The organism is Vibrio fluminensis (assembly GCF_015278125.1).
GTDB classification, from domain to species: Bacteria; Pseudomonadota; Gammaproteobacteria; order Enterobacterales; family Vibrionaceae; genus Vibrio; species Vibrio fluminensis.
In genome coordinates, this window is sequence record NZ_JADILO010000047.1 from 1 (window position 1) to 23,187 (window position 23,187).

Annotated in this window: 21 protein-coding genes and 2 pseudogenes; 11 read left to right on the forward strand and 12 right to left on the reverse strand. The window is 41.8% G+C overall.

Features of this window, described 5'->3' with window-relative positions; all coding sequences use genetic code 11:
- From parE to IRQ95_RS20775, 3 genes and pseudogenes are all read left to right on the forward strand, one after another.
- Positions 1–1,259 (forward strand): annotated as a pseudogene (gene parE, locus IRQ95_RS22250) (DNA topoisomerase IV subunit B); the annotation flags it as partial.
- Positions 1,260–1,355: 96 nt separating this feature from the next.
- Positions 1,356–2,009, forward strand: coding sequence for a SinI family restriction endonuclease (locus tag IRQ95_RS22255; RefSeq protein ID WP_228481528.1), 654 nt, complete (start codon positions 1,356–1,358; stop codon positions 2,007–2,009).
- Positions 2,006–4,048, forward strand: a complete 2,043-nt coding sequence (locus tag IRQ95_RS20775) for an Eco47II family restriction endonuclease (RefSeq protein ID WP_194439530.1) — start codon at positions 2,006–2,008, stop codon at positions 4,046–4,048. Before IRQ95_RS22255 ends, IRQ95_RS20775 begins: the two co-directional genes overlap by 4 nt.
- A 760-nt stretch (positions 4,049–4,808) precedes the next feature.
- Here the strand turns inward: IRQ95_RS20775 and IRQ95_RS20780 are convergent.
- The 5 genes from IRQ95_RS20780 to IRQ95_RS20800 form a co-directional block, all read right to left on the reverse strand.
- Complete coding sequence (locus tag IRQ95_RS20780; RefSeq protein ID WP_194439533.1) at positions 4,809–5,339, reverse strand: hypothetical protein; 531 nt, start codon at positions 5,337–5,339, stop codon at positions 4,809–4,811.
- Positions 5,340–5,439: 100 nt separating this feature from the next.
- Positions 5,440–5,979, reverse strand: coding sequence for a recombinase family protein (locus tag IRQ95_RS20785; RefSeq protein ID WP_194439573.1), 540 nt, complete (start codon positions 5,977–5,979; stop codon positions 5,440–5,442).
- Positions 5,980–6,115: 136 nt separating this feature from the next.
- Positions 6,116–6,859, reverse strand: coding sequence for a PDDEXK family nuclease (locus IRQ95_RS20790; protein ID WP_194439541.1), 744 nt, complete (start codon positions 6,857–6,859; stop codon positions 6,116–6,118).
- 35 nt (positions 6,860–6,894) lie between these two features.
- Entirely contained in the window at positions 6,895–7,524 is a 630-nt protein-coding gene (locus IRQ95_RS20795) for a recombinase family protein (protein WP_194439543.1), read from the reverse strand.
- A gap of 599 nt (positions 7,525–8,123) precedes the next feature.
- On the reverse strand, positions 8,124–9,200 hold the full coding sequence (locus tag IRQ95_RS20800) for a replication initiation protein (protein ID WP_194439545.1): 1,077 nt from the start codon (positions 9,198–9,200) through the stop codon (positions 8,124–8,126).
- Between the two features lie 944 nt (positions 9,201–10,144).
- Here IRQ95_RS20800 and IRQ95_RS20805 point away from each other — a divergent pair.
- The 3 genes from IRQ95_RS20805 to IRQ95_RS20815 are packed head-to-tail and all read left to right on the forward strand — an operon-like array spanning position 10,145 to position 12,133.
- Positions 10,145–10,867 carry a hypothetical protein gene (locus tag IRQ95_RS20805; protein WP_194439548.1) on the forward strand — a complete coding sequence of 241 codons (723 nt, stop codon included), beginning with the start codon at positions 10,145–10,147 and terminating at the stop codon, positions 10,865–10,867.
- Complete coding sequence (locus IRQ95_RS20810; protein WP_431358064.1) at positions 10,857–11,618, forward strand: hypothetical protein; 762 nt, start codon at positions 10,857–10,859, stop codon at positions 11,616–11,618. The genes IRQ95_RS20805 and IRQ95_RS20810 overlap by 11 nt, the downstream gene beginning before the upstream one ends.
- Complete coding sequence (locus IRQ95_RS20815; RefSeq protein ID WP_194439550.1) at positions 11,615–12,133, forward strand: metal-dependent hydrolase; 519 nt, start codon at positions 11,615–11,617, stop codon at positions 12,131–12,133. Before IRQ95_RS20810 ends, IRQ95_RS20815 begins: the two co-directional genes overlap by 4 nt.
- Positions 12,134–12,269: 136 nt before the next feature.
- Here the strand turns inward: IRQ95_RS20815 and IRQ95_RS20820 are convergent, their stop codons facing one another.
- Positions 12,270–13,559 (reverse strand): DNA sulfur modification protein DndB, encoded by a 1,290-nt coding sequence (locus tag IRQ95_RS20820; protein ID WP_194439551.1) that lies wholly within the window; start codon positions 13,557–13,559, stop codon positions 12,270–12,272.
- A 724-nt stretch (positions 13,560–14,283) separates the two neighbouring features.
- On the opposite strand from IRQ95_RS20820, the gene IRQ95_RS20825 reads away from it, so the two are divergent.
- The gene (locus IRQ95_RS20825; protein WP_194439553.1) at positions 14,284–14,562 is read left to right on the forward strand and encodes a hypothetical protein; all 279 of its coding nucleotides are present in this window, start codon (positions 14,284–14,286) and stop codon (positions 14,560–14,562) included.
- Positions 14,563–14,666: 104 nt separating this feature from the next.
- Here the strand turns inward: IRQ95_RS20825 and IRQ95_RS20830 are convergent, their stop codons facing one another.
- Together IRQ95_RS20830 and IRQ95_RS20835 are read right to left on the reverse strand one after the other, a co-directional pair.
- A complete protein-coding gene (locus IRQ95_RS20830) occupies positions 14,667–15,740 on the reverse strand; it encodes a ParB family protein (RefSeq protein ID WP_194439555.1) in 1,074 nt (357 codons plus the stop codon).
- The gene (locus IRQ95_RS20835) at positions 15,740–16,939 is read right to left on the reverse strand and encodes a ParA family protein (RefSeq protein ID WP_194439557.1); all 1,200 of its coding nucleotides are present in this window, start codon (positions 16,937–16,939) and stop codon (positions 15,740–15,742) included. The genes IRQ95_RS20830 and IRQ95_RS20835 overlap by 1 nt, the downstream gene beginning before the upstream one ends.
- 325 nt (positions 16,940–17,264) lie before the next feature.
- Between IRQ95_RS20835 and IRQ95_RS20840 the strand changes: the two genes are divergently transcribed.
- Complete coding sequence (locus tag IRQ95_RS20840) at positions 17,265–17,738, forward strand: hypothetical protein (RefSeq protein WP_194439559.1); 474 nt, start codon at positions 17,265–17,267, stop codon at positions 17,736–17,738.
- 234 nt (positions 17,739–17,972) lie between these two features.
- Positions 17,973–18,251 (forward strand): helix-turn-helix domain-containing protein, encoded by a 279-nt coding sequence (locus tag IRQ95_RS20845; protein WP_194439561.1) that lies wholly within the window; start codon positions 17,973–17,975, stop codon positions 18,249–18,251.
- On the opposite strand, the gene IRQ95_RS20850 is transcribed toward IRQ95_RS20845, so the two are convergent.
- Together IRQ95_RS20850 and IRQ95_RS20855 are read right to left on the reverse strand one after the other, a co-directional pair.
- A complete protein-coding gene (locus IRQ95_RS20850) occupies positions 18,248–18,631 on the reverse strand; it encodes a MazG nucleotide pyrophosphohydrolase domain-containing protein (RefSeq protein WP_194439563.1) in 384 nt (127 codons plus the stop codon). The two genes, IRQ95_RS20845 and IRQ95_RS20850, sit on opposite strands and share 4 nt — an antisense overlap.
- Positions 18,621–19,328 carry an Eco47II family restriction endonuclease gene (locus IRQ95_RS20855; protein WP_194439565.1) on the reverse strand — a complete coding sequence of 236 codons (708 nt, stop codon included), beginning with the start codon at positions 19,326–19,328 and terminating at the stop codon, positions 18,621–18,623. Before IRQ95_RS20855 ends, IRQ95_RS20850 begins: the two co-directional genes overlap by 11 nt.
- 143 nt (positions 19,329–19,471) lie before the next feature.
- On the opposite strand from IRQ95_RS20855, the gene IRQ95_RS20860 reads away from it, so the two are divergent.
- On the forward strand, positions 19,472–20,818 hold the full coding sequence (locus IRQ95_RS20860; RefSeq protein WP_194439567.1) for a DNA cytosine methyltransferase: 1,347 nt from the start codon (positions 19,472–19,474) through the stop codon (positions 20,816–20,818).
- 486 nt (positions 20,819–21,304) lie between these two features.
- Here the strand turns inward: IRQ95_RS20860 and IRQ95_RS20865 are convergent, their stop codons facing one another.
- Positions 21,305–21,598: a hypothetical protein gene (locus IRQ95_RS20865; RefSeq protein WP_194439569.1), complete on the reverse strand. Its 294-nt coding sequence runs from the start codon at positions 21,596–21,598 to the stop codon at positions 21,305–21,307.
- Between the two features lie 81 nt (positions 21,599–21,679).
- The gene (locus IRQ95_RS20870; RefSeq protein WP_228481530.1) at positions 21,680–22,513 is read right to left on the reverse strand and encodes a TdeIII family type II restriction endonuclease; all 834 of its coding nucleotides are present in this window, start codon (positions 22,511–22,513) and stop codon (positions 21,680–21,682) included.
- 35 nt (positions 22,514–22,548) lie between these two features.
- On the opposite strand from IRQ95_RS20870, the pseudogene IRQ95_RS20875 reads away from it, so the two are divergent.
- Positions 22,549–23,187: pseudogene (locus IRQ95_RS20875) on the forward strand (ATP-binding protein); the annotation flags it as partial.

Here is a 23,187-nt window from a genome sequence, read left to right on the forward strand (position 1 = left end):
AAGTGAACGGTAAAGATTACCAGTGGTACTACGAAGATGGTCTAAAAGATTATCTGGCAGAAGGGGTAAAAGGTTACACCCTGTTACCTGAAGAACCATTTACTGGTGAGTTCTCAGCAGAAACTGAAGCGGCCAATTGGGCGGTAATATGGCAGCCTGAAGGCGGTGAGATGATCACCGAAAGCTACGTTAACTTGATCCCGACGGCTCAAGGCGGCACGCATGTTAATGGTCTGCGTCAAGGTTTGTTGGACGCGATGCGTGAGTTTTGTGAATTCCGCAATTTGTTGCCACGTGGTGTTAAGTTAACTGGCGATGATGTGTTTGACCGCTGCTCGTACGTGTTGTCGGTTAAGATGCAAGATCCACAATTTGCTGGTCAAACTAAAGAGCGTCTTTCTTCCCGTCAAACCGCTGCGTTTGTATCGGGTGTGGTTAAAGATGTGTTCAGTCTATGGCTCAATGAAAAGCCACAGTTGGCTGAACAGTTAGCGGAAGTCTGTATTGCTAACGCACATCGCCGTATGCGCGCGAGCAAAAAAGTGGTTCGTAAAAAAGTCGCTTCGGGCCCAGCACTACCAGGTAAACTTACGGACTGTTCGGTACAAGATTTAAACCGCACTGAAATCTTCTTCGTGGAAGGGGACTCTGCGGGCGGTTCGGCAAAACAAGCTCGTGATCGTGAATTCCAAGCGGTGATGCCACTGCGCGGTAAAATTCTTAACACGTGGGAAGTTTCAGCCGACCAAGTACTCGCATCACAAGAAGTGCACGATATCTCGGTTGCGTTGGGTATCGACCCTGACAGCGATAACCTTGAAAGCCTACGTTACGGTAAAATCTGTATCCTTGCCGATGCGGACTCGGATGGTCTACACATTGCAACGCTGTTGTGCGCACTGTTTACGCGCCATTTCCGAGCGCTGGTTGAAGCGGGTCATATCTATGTAGCGATGCCACCTCTATATCGTATCGACTGTGGCAAAGAAGTGTTCTATGCCCTTGATGATGATGAAAAAGAGGGCGTTTTAGAGCGTCTGTCGAAGAAGAAGGCCAAGATCAACGTACAACGATTCAAAGGTCTGGGTGAAATGAACCCACTGCAATTGCGTGAGACCACCATGGACCCAAATACTCGACGTCTGGTGCAGCTCACCATTGATGATGAAGAAGCGACGATGGAAATGATGGACATGTTGCTGTGTCAAAAACGTGCTGACGATCGTCGCGCGTGGTTACAAAGCAACGGCGATATGGCAGGAACAAAATTCGACACACATAATTTCCACGTAAGCTACTCAATAAAAGAACAATATGGTTTCACGAATAACGTACGAATAAGAGAGAGACAAGTAATGGATGAGTATTTAAAAATAGTTTTGGAACTGAAAAAGACAACATATTCAGATTATGAAACGCCAAAAGGTTTAGAGTTTATTTTAAAAGCCGCACGACACTATGACAACCTAAAAATAAACGATATAGATAAATGGCTAGGTAAATATTTGAATGGATATAAAAATAGAAAATCAGTGACCCATGGAAAACCAACAAATACTTTTGATGATGATATCAATGACACCATCATACGTGCGATTAACCCTAACATTGATATGAATCGTATCAATGAGGCAAGTAAGTTATTAAAAAGATCACAGATGGCGATAGGTAACCTTTTAGAGGAGTATTTAGCAAAAGAACTCTGTAACCATGGTTGGTATATGGCTTGGGGGGAAACAGTTAAGAGCACTGACTTAGTGTCAAATAACAATGAACGTCTTCAAATTAAAAACCGAAATAACACAGAAAATAGCTCTAGCTCTCAAGTTAGAAATAATACCGACATAATAAAATGGCATAGATTAAATGCCAATAATGGAGATAAATACTGGTCATCGTTAGCCAATCTAACTGGATGTAACTCTCTATCTGAAGAAGGTTTTAAGGCCTTTATTAACCAAGTTGTAACAAACAACAGCAAAGTCCTCTTTATTCCAGATTCCCTATGACTAAATTAACATCTCACCTCTTTGAGAAACCAAGTAGACTGCTAGAATCTCATTACAGCATCGAGGTTCTAGCCGATATTCTTTCCCAATCCAAAGCAACGATGGGAGCCAGAATTAAACGCGGAGAGCTCACCCCATGCTCAGAAACGGGTAAAATCTCAGTTGAGCAAGTCAAAAACCACCCTGAAGTCCAAGAAATGCTCAACAGCCCTTGGGATGAGGAGCACGCTACAAAGCCTACTCGTAAATATAACTTAGTTGAGTTATTTGCTGGCGGTGGCGGATTGGCTATTGGTATGGAGCAGGCAGGTCTTGAAAGTATCTTGCTAAATGAAATGGATAAGCATGCATGTGCCACATTACGCCATAATCGTCCTGACTGGAACGTTATCGAGGGTGATATTAGCCAAGTAGACTTTACTCAAATCAAAGAAGACGTTGATATTCTGACGGGAGGTTTTCCTTGCCAGGCTTTTTCATATGCAGGAAAAAGTTTAGGTTTTGAAGATACACGCGGAACATTATTCTTCGAAATGGCGCGAGCGATTAAAGAAACCCAGCCAAAAGTGTTTATGGCTGAGAACGTAAAAGCGCTGTTTACTCATGACGACGGTCGCACTTTAGAAACCATCAAAAGTGTCATCGACGAACTCGGTTATGAGTTAGTTGAGCCTAGAGTCCTAAAAGCAATTTTCTACAAAGTCCCTCAAAGGCGTGAACGATTAATCTTAGTTGGCATTAGAAAAGATTTAGCCGACAAAGTTAAGTTCCACTGGCCATCCCCATATAAACGCGTAATGACTCTACGAGACGCTTTTTATGCCGGTGAGTTGTACGGCACTGACGTACTAGGCTCAGAAGGGCAAAGTTACCCACTCCGTAAAAAAGAGATTATGTCGGAAGTACCACAAGGTGGTTACTGGCGCGATCTCCCTGATGAACTGCAACGTGAATACATGGGTGGGAGTTATTTCTTAGGTGGCGGTAAAACCGGAATGGCGCGACGCCTATCTCTTGATGAACCAAGCCTGACTCTAACTACATCACCAGCCCAAAAGCAGACGGAGCGTTGTCACCCTCTCGAAACACGACCACTCCAAGTAAGAGAGTACGCTCGCATTCAAACTTTCCCGGACAATTGGGAATTTAAAGGCTCGAAGAACGCAGCCTATAAACAGATAGGTAATGCAGTGCCAGTCAATATGGCGAGAGCCCTAGGGCACACTTTAGTTCGACTATTAAATGATATTGAAGTACTAGAGACTAATCCTGCACAAAAAAAGAGAAACAATATGAACAACTACAATTTAGGCTTCATGAGCAATGAGAATTTCTTTAACCACGTTAAAGACACTGTCACTAAATATCGTTTTTCTATCGATTTGAATAATTTCAAAAAAAATTTGGTTGACCCAATTAAAATGACTTTTGACTCAGCCGTTTATCAAAAAGATATCGAAGAAGTTATTAATGACGAAATTTCTAGACAGATAGATAAATCTAATACTAACCACATTGGATACTTTCACCAGAATATTTTTAAGTATATAGACCCAAAATGGCACGTACCAACTAAAGGTTTTGACATTGTAAACGAGACAGATTCAATCTATGTAGAAATGAAAAATAAGCACAATACAATGAACTCGTCATCCTCTAGAGCTACTTACGAGAAGATGGCGAGACAGTTAAGAACCACACCTACTGCAACCTGCTATTTAGTTGAAGTTATAGCTAAAGAGAGCCAAAATATACTATGGGAACCTAGCATAGATGGGAAAAAAGCCAGTAACCCAAATATCAAAAGGCTATCTATAGATAAATTCTATGAATTAGTCACTGGTGATGACGAAGCCTTTATTAAAGTCTGCAATGCTTTGAGACAAGCTATAGAAGATGCCTTGAGTGAATCAAGTTCAAAAAAATTTACTAACACTGTTCTAGATGAACTTAAGATTAGTAACCCTGATTTGATGGCGAACATATTTTCAATGTCGTTCGATAAATACCAAGGCTTTGATAAATTGGATGTAGACTAACCACCACGACACGACCACTGCTGCGCCATTAACTAACAAGTGATAAAGCCAGTTAAACAAAAACACTCCCCGTAAACACGACGCTCACTTTCCCAAAGAACGGGGCGCAGCATTGGGTGGGCGGGGGATGTGGTGGGTCTCCATAAAATAGCTTGCGACTTTTATGGATTGGCCGGGACGGGCAATAGAACCTTTCAACTAGTGACAATGTCACAGAAACGCGAGTAACTAAACCGCATGGCAAACACCTCTGGTTTTGCGATGCGCACGCCTTTCCCTGCTTTGCCCTTTGGGCAAGGCAGATAAATAGACGCCGGCTTTGCTGGCCACCTTAGAGCACGCTTTCTGTGCGGTTGTGAAAATTTACACATAATGTCCAATAATGCTTGTAGTTGCTCAGGGCTCGGCAGCTTGCTGACGAAGAGCCCGTGCAATTGCGCATTATTCCACATTATGTTGAATTTGAACTGAAAACCCCAAGCTTGGGGGATAGGGTTGGAAATCGATCTTTTCAGCGGCCTTGCTATGGAAGACTAAGCGCAGCCGCCTCAGTGGTGATGACGTTTATGTGATGGGCTGTGTCGCGCAGCGTCACGCGCTTAGCCCATGACATGCCTTTTCGTGTTCACCACAGAGTAGTGGCAAGTTTAGGCTGGAGTGGTTAGCAAGGCCACATTGTTTTTAGTCTCCCACCCTATCAAGGGCATATTTGTTAGGCATTCTTCAGCTAATAAGCTATTAACTTAGAATTACTGATCAATTAAATTGATGTAGCTCGATTTTTTTTTGCTTTTTCTATGATGCTCTTTAATCCGCTAGGGTAAAAATAAGCACTCCAAACACCTTGGTAAGAAACTGAGTAATCATTAATCCATGAATTGTAAACATACTCTTTACCTTCTTGCGTTTCCGCCTCATAGACCCAATAAGGGTAGTCACAACTTGCTACCATTTTCACAGCTTGATCATTGATTAAAAATGGCTCAACGCTTACTGGTTCTTCATTAGTAATATTAGAGCAGAAGTCGTCCAAACTAGTCTTTTCGTACTTGCTTGCTAAAACTTTGACATTTCCGTTATCTACAACAACTCGGAATGAGTAAGTGCGTTCGATAATACTTACCTTTCGATCAGCACTTATGATCCCATCATTACTTATCGACCATTCGAATTCAGGTTCTCGTTCGTATTCGTGTCTGATGATGGGTTCGGATTGATTAATGTAATAAAAAAACCCGAAGCTCCCTATAAGAGTAAAAGTTACAATTAATAGGAAAGTGCTAGTGCGCATTCTTGTATTCTTTAAGGTATTTTTAATGACGCTTTTCTAGAGCGATTTACCTATTTAGTCAAGAAATAACCTCAAAACAAAGCAGACACCTTACGATTTATCACTCCAGAACCTTATACACCGTAGTCCGACTGCAACCTAACTCTTTACTGATCGCATGCTTGTTCATTCCTTGCTCTGCAAGCTCTTGAATACGCTTATGCAAGGTCTTATCAGGAAATCGGCCGAGGTGCCTTCCTTCGGCTCTGGCGCGCTCCCTACCCTCATTACAGCGCTGTAAGATGCGTTTTCTTTCCATTTCTGCGAAGGCTGAAATGGTGGTGTAAATCACTCGGCCAACATCACTGTTGATGTCGAGCTCCCCCAAGTCATGAAACACCAAGCCTGCTTTTTTTTCTGCTAACTGATCAGCAATTTGTAATGCATCAATCGTGTTGCGCGCAATGCGATCTACTTTTGTGACGTGAATGACGTCCCCTTCTCGAGCAAACTCCAATAAATTATTCAGCTGCTCTCGATCTGACGATTTACCACTGGCTTTTTCTTGGAAGATTTTGTCACAACCAATTGCTTGAAGTTGTACGAGCTGAACATCGAGAGTTTGTTCATCAGAACTGACTCGGGCGTAACCAATTTTCATATCGACTGCACCAAAAGTGAACATTAAGTTAGTTACTCCATAGTGTACATGTTCATTTGGTTTTTTAAAGACTATTTGGACGGTTTAGTCAGGTAGTGGGAACCATGTCCACAAAGTTACACCTTAGTGGACATGGTTAGTTATAATCATTAAGCACTAATAACATTTCATATGTTTTTAAAGAAACCTTATCACTCATCTTACAAGCCATCGCGAGCGAGTAGTCAACTTCACCACAGACGATAACTCCTTTACTCTCAGTTTCGGGAAACTTCTCTGCTAGCAAAGCTAAATACATCGCTATTTGCCCAAACACCTTAAAATCAGCAGTGCCAGCTTTAAGCTCTACAGCAAGTAACTCTTTTGATACTTGATGTTCTAAAAGTAAGTCTATTCGTTTGCCATTGATACAATACTCAACACCTTCTAAAGTGCCTTCTCCATAAATCTGATAGCCAGGAAAAAGGGACTCTACTTGCAGTATCATGGAAGACTGTAAGTCTCTCTCATACGAAAAATTGAATACCGTATTATCATCAGAATTAATTGGCTCTTCTTCATCTTCAACAGAAGTAATTAACACATCTTCAGAGTCAGAGCCCATCTCCCACTCCTTGCGATAACGATAGAAAGTAGCAACGGCGTTTCTAATTGTGCCGTTCCCTTTACTACCAAAATCACTAAACCGCCCATTTAGGGAGTAGTCTTCCTTTATCGAACGTAATAACTCAATATCAAGCAGACGGAATAGATCTACATTTTGCTGTGAGTGAGTTGAATAATGGTTGGAGACTTTGTTTATCGATTGAGCATATTGGTATGCCGTATTTGGTTTTTTCCGTTCTTGCGTAATCATCCATTTTTCAAATGATCTTTTCATGAACCTAGCCCTGCAAAAAAGTTATTTGCTAAAGCTTAGCGAGTTCTTTCAGTTTTTTGAGTGCCAGAACTCAACTTTTTACGTTTGATGTAATCCCTTAGTGTACTTGGCGCTTCATCTATCAGTTTGGCGGTTGGGCGTATGCCTAACCCCAACTTGAGGTACTTTTCTATTTGATCGCGTTTTGGGTCCAGCTTTAGTTTTTCCGCTTGGCCTTTTGGCCTGCCGAGGATCATGCCGTCTTTCTTTCTAGCGGCTAGGGCTTCTTTGGTGCGCATCGAGATAAACTCTCGCTCGATTTCAGCTGCCAACCCAAGAACGGTGGCGGTAATACGTGCTTGCATGGAGCCATCGAGCTGCATGTTTTGTTTGGCGATATAAACATTGATGCCTTTATCCATACAAATTTCGAGCACTTCCAGCACTTGTAAGGTTGAACGAGCGATTCGACTGACTTCGGCAAAAATCAGTTTGTCCCCCTCCCCCATTCCTTTTACTAAGCTACCGAGTTTGCGTTCATGCCATTTCTTTTTTCCGGTCACCACATCTTCTACAAACTGTAAGTCGGCAATGCCAAACTTATTGCAGTATTCATAAATGCCGTGTTTTTGGTTGGCGACATCCTGGCTATCGGATGAGACTCTTAAATAGGCATAGTTGCTCATACATTTTCCTTTCGTGATTGGGATTGGTTATAGCAATCTTGTTTAAGAAGAGAGTATGGTTTGCTTTGAAATGTGATCAGAAAAAAAGAAAAGCTTGTTGGTGATTGTGGGAAACTGAGTAAATCTTTGATTTTCCAGTTATCCACAATGACTATAAAGATCTATATATCTTTATTATTACTATTAAACCTATAAATACTATAAGATCTATAGGGTTTGTAACTGTTTGTTTTTAATAGTAAAAAATGCATTATATGATCCTATTTTAGGTGTTCAAATGACACATTTTAGGTGTTCATGATCCTGTTTTAGGCGTATGTGATCATTTATTAGGTGTATAGATGACACATTTTAGGTGCTTGTGATCACTTATTAGGTGTATAGATGACACATTTTAGGTGTTGATAGGCATTAGCTGACGGTTTTTAGGTTTTTCGACCTGTTAAGTGACACTTATTAGGGGGGCGAGCCTTTACCTCGCCGGTAACCAACACATTTTAGGCTGAATATTGAGTTGTAGACCTAAAATGTGTCACCTATCACACTCATTGCCTGATTTCTGTCATATATGAGAGCGAAATACCTAGATTGTGTCACTTTTAGTAATCTGGGTTATTACTGAGTTCTGATAGTGTGTCGATTTTCTCCAATAAAGAATCAATCGCTTCTTGGCTGTCTTCGGAGTCCTGGTTGTTTGGCTGGAGATGGCGTTTAGACAAGCTTTCCTCGACTTTCAATGCGAGTTCATCCTTACCGATATAACGGTAAGCAATCGCGAGGGCTTCAAGTTCAACATCACTAAGGCGGACGTTATTTTGTAGGCGCTTGATCTCTAAATCTTTGATGGTCTTCATTGCATCATGTTGGTTGAGTTCGTCAATGGTGCTGAGTTTTAACCAGCGGAATATGAATTTGATACCGGTGATGGTTTTGCCTTTTTTGATCAGCTCAAAGCCTTTGTCGCCTTTGTCACTTTCTAAGAAAAGTAGCTCTTTACTGATCTGCGGATGCTCTGAGAGTTCTTTGATACTTTCACGAATGCAGCGCTTCATAAACACACTGTTGTTCTTGAATGAGATCTTGTCTTTCTTTAACTTGCCAGCTTCATCGAGTAAACCAAACACGCCTTTGAGTTCATCGATTTTCTGTTGATGCATTTCATAGCCTTTGTCTTTAAAGCGGCTAAGCAGTTCATACAGGCGTTTTGAATACTCTTTTTTTACATCGAAGAAATTGCGCGTGTTGATCAAAGCAAAGCCTTGGTTGTATTCAATGTATTCTGGCTTGAGCATGTCATTTGGCACCATGGTCAATACACTGTTTTTATAGGCGATGTGTTTGAATAGAGGGCGATAATCAAACTCGACATCCCCTTTAGCATTTTCTACTTTGATGCCAATTTTACGGCTGGCTAAGCGGTTGGCCACCGGACTTAAATTACTGCCGATGTGTTTTGATTCTAGACCAAGCCACTCTGAAAGTTGATGCGACGTAAATTCATAATGAGGAGTGCTCGTTTCCCAATCTGAGGTCTTCATATGAGCGATCATCAGCGCAAACATATCCGCTTCTCGCGCAGATAAATCCTGACGACTGAAAACCAGTTGATGCCCTTTCTTAATATGTTTGGGTAGATTGTCGCTTACGACTGGGTAGTAATATTCTTCTTCACTCATCACAGTTACACCTAACAAAATCTAGGCTTATTATGACATATTTTAGGTGTTCAATGCAGTCGAACACCTAAATTTTGTTATTTATGTTGTGACGTACACAGTTTGTCTTAGATAAATGCAACTCATAAGATTGTTAAGATCAAATCTTTCTCAGTGGATCGGATCTCGCTGTCTCCGTTTTGTCCCCCATATGCCTCCCGTTATACGTTCAAAGATATTTTCACTTTTTGAGGAATGCTTAACGAAGCCAAATTAATTGAGTGACTTACTCACTTGGTCGTTGCGGGAGTAGACGCCAGCGATGTGAAATAATTGGGTGGCATTTAGGCTTGTCTAAATGAAATAAGAGTAAGTGACAATGTAATGCCGTCTTACGGGGGACGCGATTGACCAATGGTGTTGTGTGGACAATTGATAAACGGGTTAACAAGTGATGCCTAGCTGTTAGGTTGATCTAGTCAGTACACAGACCAGTCTAGGAAAGGGAAGAGAGTAACGCCTCAACCTGCAGCGGTGCGGCGAGCCGTGTGACTATGCCCAGCCTTAACTAATCTGTCACGTAAATACGCACCTGATAATGCATTATGTTGAAAAACCAACATCAAATAGATAGTCGGATCTTGGGTTGACGTTAACGCTTTTGTGTTGCATCACCCAGCCCCGTCTTAGAACCCTAATGTGCGAAATAAACGGTCGTTACTTTTGTGCACCTCCCTATCCTTGTCTTTTTATCGCTCTCATCACTTTTATTTACCCCTTCCTTTTGGTTTAAATTTTTTCTGGTTGTGCAGAAATAACCGCTGGCATTCGCGCGAATACGGCGGGTGTTTTTAGTTGCGATAAACAACTCAATTACAAGCAAGCTTTTGTGCACTCTCAAGCTCGCTTTGTAAGCTTTCATCTGCTGGCAAAGCGCGTATGGTCGGTAAAGAGGATAAGACATCATGCGATTTTTGAAACTCAGAACCGATCATAACCGAATACGTAAAGATGGCGCGCGCTATGTCACGCCGTTAGTGGTGGATGCACCGCGCCGCTTTGCTCCGAATCGTGATCGAAAGGAAACCTGCTTGCGCCGAAAACAGTGCCAGCTCATCACGGGCGCACACGACTCGGGTAAGAGTCGCTGGTTAACGCGCCTGCGAGACAACCGGCACGAAATATGGGGGAAGAAAACGCAGCCTGTCTTACTAGAGGGTCTTTTACCTCTCTCTAGTTGGGTTGAAATTAAGGGCATCGATAAGTGGTACAGCAAATACCGCCAAGATGAGAGCCAAGCCATGCATTGGCATAAACTCAACTTGCAACAGAAGGCCGATTTGCTGGCTGATTACTTGGTGGATACCCAGTCCTTACTCTTTATTGATGACGCGCATAAGCTCACCGGTCGCAAAGCTCAGATTGCGAGAAAGTGCCTGCTGTCAGCTAAAATATGGCTGGTCACTTGTAGCGAAGAGGGCCGTTTGCCGCCATCCATACGCCCTATTATTGAGCGGCGCGACCCGCAACGAATCAATTTAGAGAGTGATGTCAGTTATGACACCACTAAAGCGCTGATTTGGTTTATGGTGGCGCTGTGCGTGGTCGCGGGCGCTTGGGAAGCGGGTGCGGTGATTGGTGGGCTGCAGATGCTGGGTTCCGGCAGGAGGTCGACGCGTGCTGATTAGTTTTGCCATAGCAATCACGTTGATATTTTCGTTTCGGGAGGTGTTTGCCGCCGATTGGGGGATTGAAGTACCTTGGCAAGAGCCGGAAGTCATCGCACCAGAAATCAAGCCGTTTGAGCTTCCTACCCTTAAAGGCGCCGCTCCTCACTACAACACCCCTACTCCTGCATTGAAACCCGCGCCCAAAATAGACCCCGACCGGATTTTTCACACTGTGCTGAGTTGCTACCCAGAGAAGAGTAAATTCAAATTGGACTTGAATTTGGTAGCTGGGATGAAAACCAACCTTGATGAGTACAACAGTGATGATTGGCCGGAGATCTCGGAGCACTATATTGGCATCGTAGGCAAGATGCCGCTCTACTCTTCCACTGAGCAATCAAGAGAACGCCAATGGGAATATCAGCGCCGTACCGCGACTGCCACGTCGGTAGCGGAGTTTACTCAAGCGTTGGCGGACCGCAATTATGCGTACCGCTTAATGGGGCTTTATCTGTCGCTTGAGGCGCGTGCACAACGGCGAGTAGCGCAAGGCGTGGCCAATGTATCGGAGCAAGTCACGTTACTGGAGAAAGTCGCCACTGCGCACCGTGATGTGTTAGCGCACGAAGCAAAAATTGTTGAGCATCGCTTAGTCTTGGTGGCGTTATGTGAGGAGAGCTACAGTGAACAGGTGAACCACTATTTGCAGCAGCTCGCTTACTTACCTCCTCCGCCTAACCAACCCCTAACGCAAGAGAACGCTCGTTGAAGTGGCTTAATCACGGCTTAATTGCCGGTTCAATTTGCGCGGTGATCTCACCGCCGCATGTGCCAATCTGTATTGCCGGCGCAACGGCGCCGGATTGGTTGGAATATCTTTTTAAGTTGTCGGGCAAGCACATCAAACATCGTGGTGTGACGCATATCTTTACTCATTGGTTGATTACCGCGATTGCGTGCACATTGGTGTGGGATTACCAAGGGATTGGGATGGCGTTTGCCTGGGGCGGAGTAAGCCACATACTCACCGATGCGATGACGGTTTCTGGTGTGCCTTTTTCGCCCTACAGCGACCGGCGTTTTCATTTGTTCGGCGGCCGATTTCGCACTGGTGACCCAGTGGAGTACGCAATAGCTGCTGGGGTGGTAGTGTTGTGTTTGGCGTTTGTCCATCTGACAGGAGGGCAAGGTTTTGCGCCGTTTTTCTACGATTGGTCGGGGATGTATAACGAGGGGCTCATCGATGCGCAGGAGTGGAAACAGAACCGATTTAGACTGATTTAGAGGGGAGAAAAGTTGTCAATATTCAGGCTGAATAATGAATTAACGCCCCTATTCTGAGGCGTTAAGATGATCAATATCGCTTAATAATCCGAATTGTTTTTGGCATTATTCTGTTTTAATAATTTAAGTTAGATCTTTAAAAAAGAGAGTCTGGAGCTTTATAACCCAATGCGTTTTTAAGATAGTCAATGGCTTTCTTAACAGCTGCATTTGTACTCACAATTGCATATTTAGGATTGCCATTTTTGTCCAACTCATCCTTGTGACTGACGACAGAACCTTTGAAAGCTTCTGAGCCTTTAGACCAATCAATCTCAGTTGCTAGGCGAATCACAAATGAATCTTTTTCATTATCGCTTAGCTCTTTATTATTAATGAGCTCATGAATAAATACACAGCAAAGGTTAATGCCAGCAGGGTTGGCAATAAAAGTATTATAACGATACTTTGGAATATCTTGTCGACTTGGACCTTTAGGTAGACTTGCAATACTTGAAAGTACCTGGTTGTTGTCAATCAACAAATTAAGGTAATGAAGACTGCGTTCATAAAACTCAGTATATACATTTAGGTCAATTAGTTCTTTGTTCGTTAGATTATCAAATGCGTCATCCGCCATTGAGGCATTTCCAGTGTAAAGGCATTTTAGTGCTCCGCGTACATTGCTAGCTAAAGCAAATGCAGTAGATGTCCCACCTAATGATTTACTAGCTGTATCTACACGTCCATCATTATACAAACGACAATGGTCAATGATGTCCATTGTTAATTTGTTTACTGGAATTCGTTTGTCATAAACAGCAATCATAGATTTTGGCAAAGCTTTAGTTTTAGAGCAATCTGCAAAATCCTGATGAATTTGATCTTTATCTGATTCAAATGAAAACATAATGGCAATACCATCAGACTTTAGCTTTTCTGCCTCGTCTTCAAATCCATTTTGTTCTAGATACTCAACAGCCGAACGAACGCCACCAAGACGGTGTTGACCATCTGTTACAGTGAGATCTACAGACATAAAATCGATGACCATGTAGCCTAAACGCACTCCATCATTATCTGTAGTAAAGACTTTTTGTTCTTTCACTGCATTAACAGTAATCGAAGGTAAGATATAAGTATCCGTCACATTATTAGTTAGATAATCGCTGACAGCTTTCACATGGTCTTTGTTTACTGGTCTGTTATAAGCGTTGCGAACAAGATCAATACTTGCTTTTTCCTTTTTACTAACGGCTACAGGGTCTGTACTCATAATTTGTAGTGCTCGGCCAAGTTGCATTGTACCTGATGCACAAATGCGATTGCCCTGTGTGAAAAGCATCACTTGAACTACATTTTTATGAGTTGCCGATGCTTCTTCGTATGCTGCAGATCTTGCTTCAGCTAAAGAACTGCTTTCAATTAACTTTAAATTACTTTCCATTAAAACCCCTAAAAACACTAAAACGAACTTTAATTACCACAAAAAGCATAAAAGTTAACTTTTTGATTACTTTCAACAATAATACATGAAGAGAAAAATTGGATCAATACTGTCTTTTAAAAAAAGTGCGTTTTTGTGCTTTTTTATGATTTTAAAGTGGGTTTTGTTGCTTTTTATTGTGTTTCATTGTTGAGTGGTTGGTTTTGAGCAAGGTGTTGTCTGCATTAGGGGACATGAAGAGTAAGACAGATTAAAGAGGTATAGTACCACTGATATTTTTATGATTTTATTAATTATATCAGTTATTTAACTTGTGCTTGTGTTTGAGCTGATTGGGGAAAATATATGGTGGAAATTCGTAATGAATTGCTATCTTTTACCTTGTTGCGCGCGAACATGCCTTTGTAGATAAACGGGGCGAGGACATTGGTCTGGAAGAAGTGTGTGTGGGGGGGGGGCGATTTGCGATCCTTAAGGAAATTCATTATGCGAGAATAGGCATACTTGCCGACGTTAAGGTACATTAGGAACCCGTCGAGATGTTAAATAGTTTTTCACATCAAGTATTTGTAAGAGATCTAACTTTTGGCAGTACTAATAATGAAGTATCATAAACGGACTAAAGTTAAGTTCGTTAATTGTAGACATCGTGCATAGTGGTGTTATTAATGACCTTTGAATCCTGTTAGATATTAGCTTAAAGCTTTTAATATGAGATGCCGTTATGAAGAAAGATTTTTTCTTATTGAATAGAAATAAGCACTATTTTGTTGTTACTGGTGATGTTGACGTAAGTAAGCTCGTTGATTGTACACTGTATGCAACACTCTCTGATTTGTATGAAGCTGCCGCAAGTGCGCATAACCTTTCTGTGGATGAAATCGAAGGGACAGAGCTTGGATTTACTTTCTTTGATGGTAAATGGGTAAGCAATGAACTTATGGACATTGATGATTTGGAAACTATGAGTATTGAAGAGTACATTAGTAACTTCCTAGGTTAGTAAGGGCTTAGAAATAAGACACTTTAATAATAATATTCAGTCCGAATCTCGGTAAATGAAAAACGCCAGCTAAATAGCTGGCGTTTGTGTATCTGATGACGACGTTATTGGTGTTTACTTAACACAGCAGCGATAGCTTTATCCAACTCAGCTTGAACCTCTTTGGACAAACGCCCGAACTCATAGGAGAAATTGCGACCTTTGACCTTCTTGCGTGCGAACATGCCTTTGCTGTCAAACTGGGCGAGGGCAGTCACTTGCGCCTTGTCCTTCTCTTGTTTCGCTTCAGCGATTTTAAGCTCAGATTTGATTAATGTAATGATGACGTCTTTCTGATCTTCGAGTGGATATTCAGCCTGAATATTGACAAGATCTTTTTCAATTTTCTGAACGAAACTCGCCAACTGTTTTGGCTCGCCACAGGCTTTCATCACCTTATCCAGTAATGCGTAGTCTGGATGTGAAAGGGCGTTAACCACCGGGAAAAGCTGGATCAACGTCTCGTCAATGGAAGCGGCTTTCATCGCTTTACTGACGCCGGCTTGGCTTAGAGCAAGTCGACTGGCGATTTCAGCTTGTGTCACTCCTTGTTCGCTCTGCTGAATGGCAAGGCATTGCAAGCCGATCTCACGTAAGTTGTGCTCTTTGGCGGTTTGCAGTTGTTTTGCCAGCGCTTTGGCATCGGCAATGGAAATCGTGTCTTGGGTAACCAGCAGACGAAATTCTTTTACGCGCCCTTGTTGCAGTAAGAACCATGCTCGGCGGCGTGAGCCGTCCAAAACATCGATTTTACCGTCGACTTCACGACCAACAGCAGGGTAGAACTGTTGGAACTTTAGCGAATTCAAATCTTGCAGTGACTCTGCGGTTAACATGGATTGATCGCGACCGTTAACATCAAACGTCACCAAGGTAGTGTCGCGCACTTGTTCATAAGAGAGCGTCACTTCGTTGAACGTTGCAGTGTCACCGGATGCAAGCTGCCATACCATGCTTTGACCGACGGCATTGAGACCAAATTGTTGCTGCAGATACGCCGCCGCATCTTGACCAGATTTGGCAAGCTCGCTGGTTAGCTGTTTAGCTAATGAATCTACGTTCGCTTTCGCGGCAGATTGTTGCGCTGCTACGGCACCGGGTGCATTTCCTAATGGGCTGCCGCCACGTTTTTTCGCCATTATGCTTGCTCCTGTTCACGCCAAACGTTGACGATGTCGCGTAGAATCTGGCTAGTGACTTCATAACCATTTTGCTGCGCAGATTGGAAAGTTGCTTTGCTCTTTGGGTACTCGCTTTTCGACATATCGAATACCGTAGAGAGCAGGGAAGAGGCCTGACGGATCGCTTCACTGTGTTTGAATTCTTTGGAGTACAAGTACGGGCCAAAGTAGTCATAGAGACTGTTCATCAGCTCGGTTGTGGTTGAGCTGTCACGGTGGTTAGTGAGCAATATTTTCATAAAGTCATAACCCGGGTGATTGGCGTTTTCGAGCAGCGCCCATACTTGTGGAATGTAGCTAAAGTACGAACAGGTTGCGTCAATGTCGTTTTCGGTGATCGACAATGGGAAGACAACCGAGGTCGCAGCAAAGTAAGCATTGAATGTCGCGTAACCTAGAGACGGTGGCGTATCAATGATCAGAATATCAAACTCGTCCTTTACGCTCTCGATAATGTCACTCAGCAGTGAGTAAGGGGAGGGCAGTTGGTGGCTAAACACCTGTTCGTGAAACCAACCTTCCATTGCGCGGTCACTTTGCGCCGCCGGTAGGATTCGAAGATTAGGAATGGTGGTTTCTAAAAAGGCTTCACGAACGACCTGCTCGAATGTTTCTCCTTCATCAAGATCGAAGTTGCGCATCATGAGATCGCCAACCGACAGGTTACCTTCTTGCTCGGCCTCTGGTGCGTAGTACATTGATAAAGTTGCCTGGCCATCCATATCAATCAGACCAATGCGGTATTCTTGATGAAATTCGGTCGCTAGACCGGAAGCGATGGTTGCCGCGGACACGGTTTTACCCACCCCACCTTTTTGATTTTGGATCACGATGACTTGTGTTTTCTGCTTGTCATTACGCACGAATTTAGGCTCTTTACGTAAAGACTCTGGCAGTAAAGCGCGCACACGATACATTTCCGCAATGTCGATCGACCATTGTGAGTCTTCGTGACGGCGCGGGTCGATTTCTGCCGCTGAGACGTATTTGTCTAACGTTTTTGCATCAATGCCAAGATAAGCCGACGCTTCTGCGCGGGTAAAGTTACGCAACTCTTTACGGTGGTTCGCAAGCAAACGCAGGTTACGACGTTTAATGTAGTCATCCGCACCTTGTTTAAGGTGTTGAAAATCCTGAGTGGTGTGTTGGGTATCCATTTCTATCTCCATGAAGGAATTAGAAATAGTATATCCATCATTTTTTAAATCTAACAGCAATAATTGAGGTATTGCGTTGTTTTTAATCCGGCTCTATAACCAATCTATTTATACGAAGTAGCTATATATGTAAGAATTTATGCTGAAAATAATATAATAAATGCAAATATTTGCATTGAAAAAAATGCGTTTGTGTGCTATTGACATTTTTGTTTCATTGGTGTATATTGTTTGTTACCAAATTAATAAGAGAAATCAGATTTTACTATGAACTTAGTTATCAGCACGTATCGCGTTAAGGAGGTCTAATTACAGGAGAAAAAAAATGAAAAATGAAAAAATACAGTTAAACAAAATAGCGGTAGTCTTAGTTAAGTGGTGTCTACCTATCAGCGGATTTATTGGCATCATCACCCTTTTTTATGGAAGAGCTAATTCGTTTGATGAGCAGTTGGGTTATGTTATGTTTTACATGGCAATCATGTTAGAACTTTTGGCTTTTTACCACTTTTCAAAGCCAACCGAGAAATGGATTGCTTTCTTTGGAACTATTTCTGGGTTAAATACCTTGTTATTATCTGGTTATGCCGTAAGAAAAATAATTAATATAGACGGTTTCACTTCCTCGATTTTTGATGGGTATGTTTCTTTTAGTGTGACGATAAGTTTGCTGTTTACTGTGATTGGTCTAATTTTTCTGGTTAGGTATCACTTGTGTAAGAATGTAACTAATGTGATTTACGTGACAGGACCTCTAATTATCGCAATTTTATCCGTCATATGGCCTTTTGTGCTGTAGGAACACACCAAAGGATAGGGGCTTTCCCCATTCCTAAAATGAACTCCTTTGAATAATAAGACTTACCCCAGGGGAGCATGGAAAATCACTGCGCGCGACTAATTAGAAGTGTTGGTGGAACATGGATTTAATTAACGGTATAGTCGCTGTGACTTTTTCAACTGTTGGTCCGGATGAACAAGTCATTAAGGGCTCTTAGGAGCTCTTTTTTCACTTCTAAGGGATGAGTAACATATGAGTCTAAGCAAAACAAAAACATCTTTCTATCGACGCCTATTGCTAGCTTACCTTATAGATAGTGGGGTCGATACACTTCCTAAGATTCAAGCTGAAATCAATATCCCGAGAAGAACAGCTCAAGACACCATTAACGCACTTCGAGAGATAGATATTGTTTGTGCATTTTCTGGGGCTCAAAAAAATGGTCACTACCAAGTTGAATCTTGGGGACCATTTGATAAGGATTGGGTTGAGGAAAATGTAGAGCGAATTAGAAAAACTCTAGGTTATTAAAATTTGCTATGACATTCTTTTTCAAGCTCTAGTTTCTGGCGCAATTTGACATCGTCCCATGTTTCGTCAGGAGAGCGTTCTGTCACTCGCTGAGCATACTTATTAACAGAACGTTGAAATACTCTTTCCTTATTTATCTTTCCTTCCAATTCTAAGTGCTCTATTAGACACACAAAATCCCAAAGTAGATCACCCAATTCATCTTCTAAGAAGCATTGCCTACCTGAAGACAATTCCGCTTTAACTTCTGTGACTTCTTCGACAAGGGCGTCTAAGTAAGTAGACGAACCTGTGAACCAAGAGCCTTCTAAGTCCCTTTGGGATTTTTGAGCTGCTATTTTTTGCAGTTCAAGCAACAGTCGCCCGGTCTTAGTATCCATAAGGTTTCTTAAAATTGAAGTTAAAAGCCGTTGAAGAAGTCACTAAATCAGCACTAAGCTCAGTCCCAAATTCTTCATTGATAATTTCTGCTGTTAATTGTGGTAGCAAGGAATAAGCTTCTTTCAAGGCATTGTGGTTACCCGTTAGCAACGTATAAAACGATTGACCATCGATCTTCCTGATGTCTTCGCGGGAGGGTAGTTTTTCTTTAGTTTGGTTGTCGGAAGGAGTGTACGGCATATCATAAGACTTGCCATTCATCGGTAGAACTTCTACATAATAACCGGTATAGCCTGGTCTTTTTTCAAGGGCTGAAGCCAAGTCTCTATAAACTTGAGTCTTGTGGTTACCTTTAGTTGTGTTGTGTTTATTTTTAATCTCTGCAATGATTTTTTTGTCATCACAAACTATATCAATAAGGTTCCCTACTGGTAGATTATTCACGCCTTCTATCGAGCCCATAATCTCTTCATGAAGTGAGCCTATTGCGTTTTGCTTAGTTTTTTGAACTTGGCGCTCTTTTTCTTGCTTCATCCAATCATCCAAGCTGATCCCCTGCGCTGTAGAATCGATAGCAGCCGAAAAGCAATCTAAAGTATTCCGGTACAAATCTAATTCTGCAGTTTGAGCTTCATAAACTCGTTTAATGCTCCCTCTGATTGCTTCTTTTAACCTATCTCTATCGAATGATTTCATCGTAACTCCTTAATATAATAGATTATTATTGATCAAAGTCCGAAGAATTAGTAGATGTGAAAAAAAACAGTTAAAATAGTGGACCTTTAGCCAAGTATACTGTATATTAATCCAGTACTAATTAACAAAAATGGAAGCGTCATATGTTTGATGTCCAAAATGAGCAAAAAATAAAATACAGTGTCGAACTCCTAGCTGACATCCTATCTCAATCGAAAGCCACCATTAGTGCTCGAATTAAGCGTGGGGAGATCACTCCATGCTCAGAATCTGGCATGATCCCTTTAGAGCAAGTTGAAGAGTACCCAGAGATCCAAACGATGGTTCAAACTCTGTGGGACGATGAACATGCTGTAAAACCAAATCGTACATATAACCTTGTTGAGTTATTTGCCGGTGGCGGTGGTTTAGCCATAGGTATGGAGCAAGCAGGTTTAGAAAGCATACTCCTTAATGAAATGAATAAACACGCTTGTAATACGTTGCGCCATAATCGCCCACATTGGAACGTAGTAGAAGGTGATATTTCACAAGTAGACTTTACTCAAATTAAGGAAGAAGTTGATATCCTGACGGGTGGTTTTCCTTGTCAGGCTTTTTCATATGCGGGTAAAAGTTTAGGCTTTGAAGATACACGCGGAACCTTATTCTTTGAGATGGCGCGAGCGATTAAAGAAACTCAGCCAAAAGTGTTTATGGCCGAGAATGTAAAAGCCCTATTCACGCATGATGAAGGACGTACACTTGAAACTATCAAAGGTGTCATTGACGAACTCGGTTATGAGTTAGTTGAGCCTAGAGTTCTAAAGGCAATTTTCTACAAAGTCCCACAAAAACGTGAACGTATAATACTTGTTGGGATAAGAAAGGATCTAGCTGATAGAGTAAAGTTTCATTGGCCATCACCGTATAAGCGAGTAATGACGCTCCGTGATGCTTTCTATGGTGGTGAGCTTTACGACACTGATGTTCCAGAATCAGATGGGCAAACCTATCCAGAACGCAAAAAAGAGATCATGGCCGAGGTCCCACAGGGGGGATACTGGCGTGACCTTTCTGATGATCTGCAACGTGAGTATATGGGAGGAAGTTACTTCTTAGGTGGCGGTAAAACAGGTATGGCACGACGCTTATCTCTGAACGAGCCAAGCCTAACCTTAACTACTTCTCCAGCACAGAAACAAACTGAGCGTTGCCACCCACTTGAGACTAGACCTCTTCAAGTCCGTGAATATGCTCGCATTCAGACATTCCCAGATAATTGGGAATTTAAAGGCTCGAAGAACGAAGCCTACAAACAAATTGGTAATGCAGTGCCAGTCAATATGGCGAGAGCTCTAGGGCATTCTTTAGTTCGGTTACTTAATGATATCGAAGCGTTAGACGCAACTAACACAAATAATTCGAATACCCTTGATAATGTTAGATTGGCCGAGCAAAGATGGATGAAAAATATTTACAATAAATGCTTAGTTAATATCGATAGATAATATATTAAATAATGAGGGAACTAATAATTCCCTCATTATTATAATGTTTTAACGCTTAATCACATTAGAGTAAACACATTCAAAAATCGGGTTGCTCAGATCGTATACATAGCTTCCAGAAGAGTCACCAGATGAATACAACTCACCATTACTGCAAGTATAGCCTTTAGAAGCTACATTTTTTACAGCACCATCAACACATAATCTTGGCTCAAATTTAATCAGTTCATTGACCCAATCTGAATCTTGCTCATCTCCCAGTTTATATATCGGTGGCTGAAGAAATTTCTCACGATACCAATGTATTGGGGCACCTTGCTCCTTCTAAAATCGTCTAAGATCAGAAAACTTAACTTTCCAGATACCTGCTAGTTGTTTGACCTGATAGCTGCGGTTAGCATACTGCCTAATGCCATTTTTTTCTTCGAATAATTGCATTGACCTTGCTGCCCACTTAACCCAGAAAAAGATAGTTATATCAGCACCTCATTCCAAGAATTTGGAATAGTGGAAGGAATCTTTTAAATCCATTGTGAGTGCAAATTGTGGGTCAATACCATATTTGGTAGCGATAAATAAAGGGGATGCTTTAGCTTTTAGTTCACCAATATCTACATCGTTTACAATGAGATCTGGATGATATGGGTTCGCAGCCTTTTCTGGATGGATGGCGATAGTATCATTTAGATTAATGTAACCTGCACTTTTTAGTGCGACGATATGTAGAGACGAAAAACTCTTCTTGAGATTCGCCATGTTTACAAGAAAAAGACTTTTCATTTAATTGAGTAAAATCTGTAATCTCACCATTGAAACCTCTTAATTCGTACGGCACAAACACCTCTTTATTATCACTAAATGTTATTCGAAATGGTGCAAAAATTGCTCACCAAAACCAGATTGACCTAGCTTAATAAACGTCGATTCAATAATCTCTGTAGTACCAGTTACACCTGTTAAATTATCCCAAAATTCATCGGCGACATAAGCTTCTTCGCTAGGGATTAACGGTGATACTTTTCCTCCTTCTTTTGACCAAAACTTGCCATTATGAGGATCGAAAGGAAATGCAAGAAAACAGTTTGCATCATCTGCCATGTCCATTAAAGCCAAATAGGCATACCATTCCAGAAAGTTTTTCAGAAACTTAGGTCCACCGCCTGCATTTAACTGTGTCGTTTTTATATCAAAAAGAAATAATTTACCTCTCTTTGACAAGATAATATCGACTCCTTGCCCTTTTGGCATTTTCTGAAATGCCAATGCATCCCTATCCACATTTTCTTCGATATACTCTTTCAACTCTGTCCAATAACCAGATAAAGGGATACTCTTATTTGCTATTTTTTTCTTCTCCCACAGAGAAATAAACTGAGTAACATCATCAGGGATAACCGGAACTCTCTGATTAAAAGCTTTTTCATTTAAGACTTCAAACCCATTACTCTCGGCAAATGCTTTGGCTAAAGGCTCCCAAACTCGGGTACCCATCGATGTTTCAAGACCACCAATGAGGGAACGAATTTTCCGCTCTTTGGGGAATATATGATCAAGCATATGGGTTGTTTTTACTTCTTTCCCTCTGAAAAAATCATGCACATTATGACTAACAGTTTCTGATATAAGCTCTTGAATTTGTTGGTTAGTTAACACTGTATTGGTCGCAAAAAATATAATATATGGTAAAAGTATCATATTCACGACGCTAAATCATATTAGCAATATAACAAATGACTGAACAATATAATGCTGGAGCCATTGAGGTTCTTAATGGCTTGGAGCCAGTACGTCGCCGACCAGGGATGTATACGGATACAGCGCACCCAAACCACTTGGGCCAAGAAGTTATCGACAACAGTGTCGATGAAGCGCTAGCCGGACATGCCTCTAAGGTACAAGTGATTCTGCATGCAGACCAATCGTTAGAAGTCATCGATGATGGCCGTGGTATGCCTGTTGATATTCACCCTGAAGAAAAAGTTTCAGCTGTCAAAGCGTGTTGAAGTCACGGTAAGACGTGATGGACAAGTTTATGAAATCGCATTTGAACATGGCGATAAAGTTTCTGATCTGACCGTTGTTGGTACCTGTGGACGTCGTAATCGCGGCACCAGCGTRCACTTCTGGCCAGATGCAAAATACTTCGATTCTGCAAACTTCTCRGTAACGCGTTTGGTGAATAACCTGCGTGCGAAAGCGGTCCTTTGCCCGGGTTTAGAAATCACGTTTACCGACAAAGTGAACGGTAAAGATTACCAGTGGTACTACGAAGATGGTCTAAAAGATTATCTGGCAGAAGGGGTAAAAGGTTACACCCTGTTACCTGAAGAACCATTTACTGGTGAGTTCTCAGCAGAAACTGAAGCGGC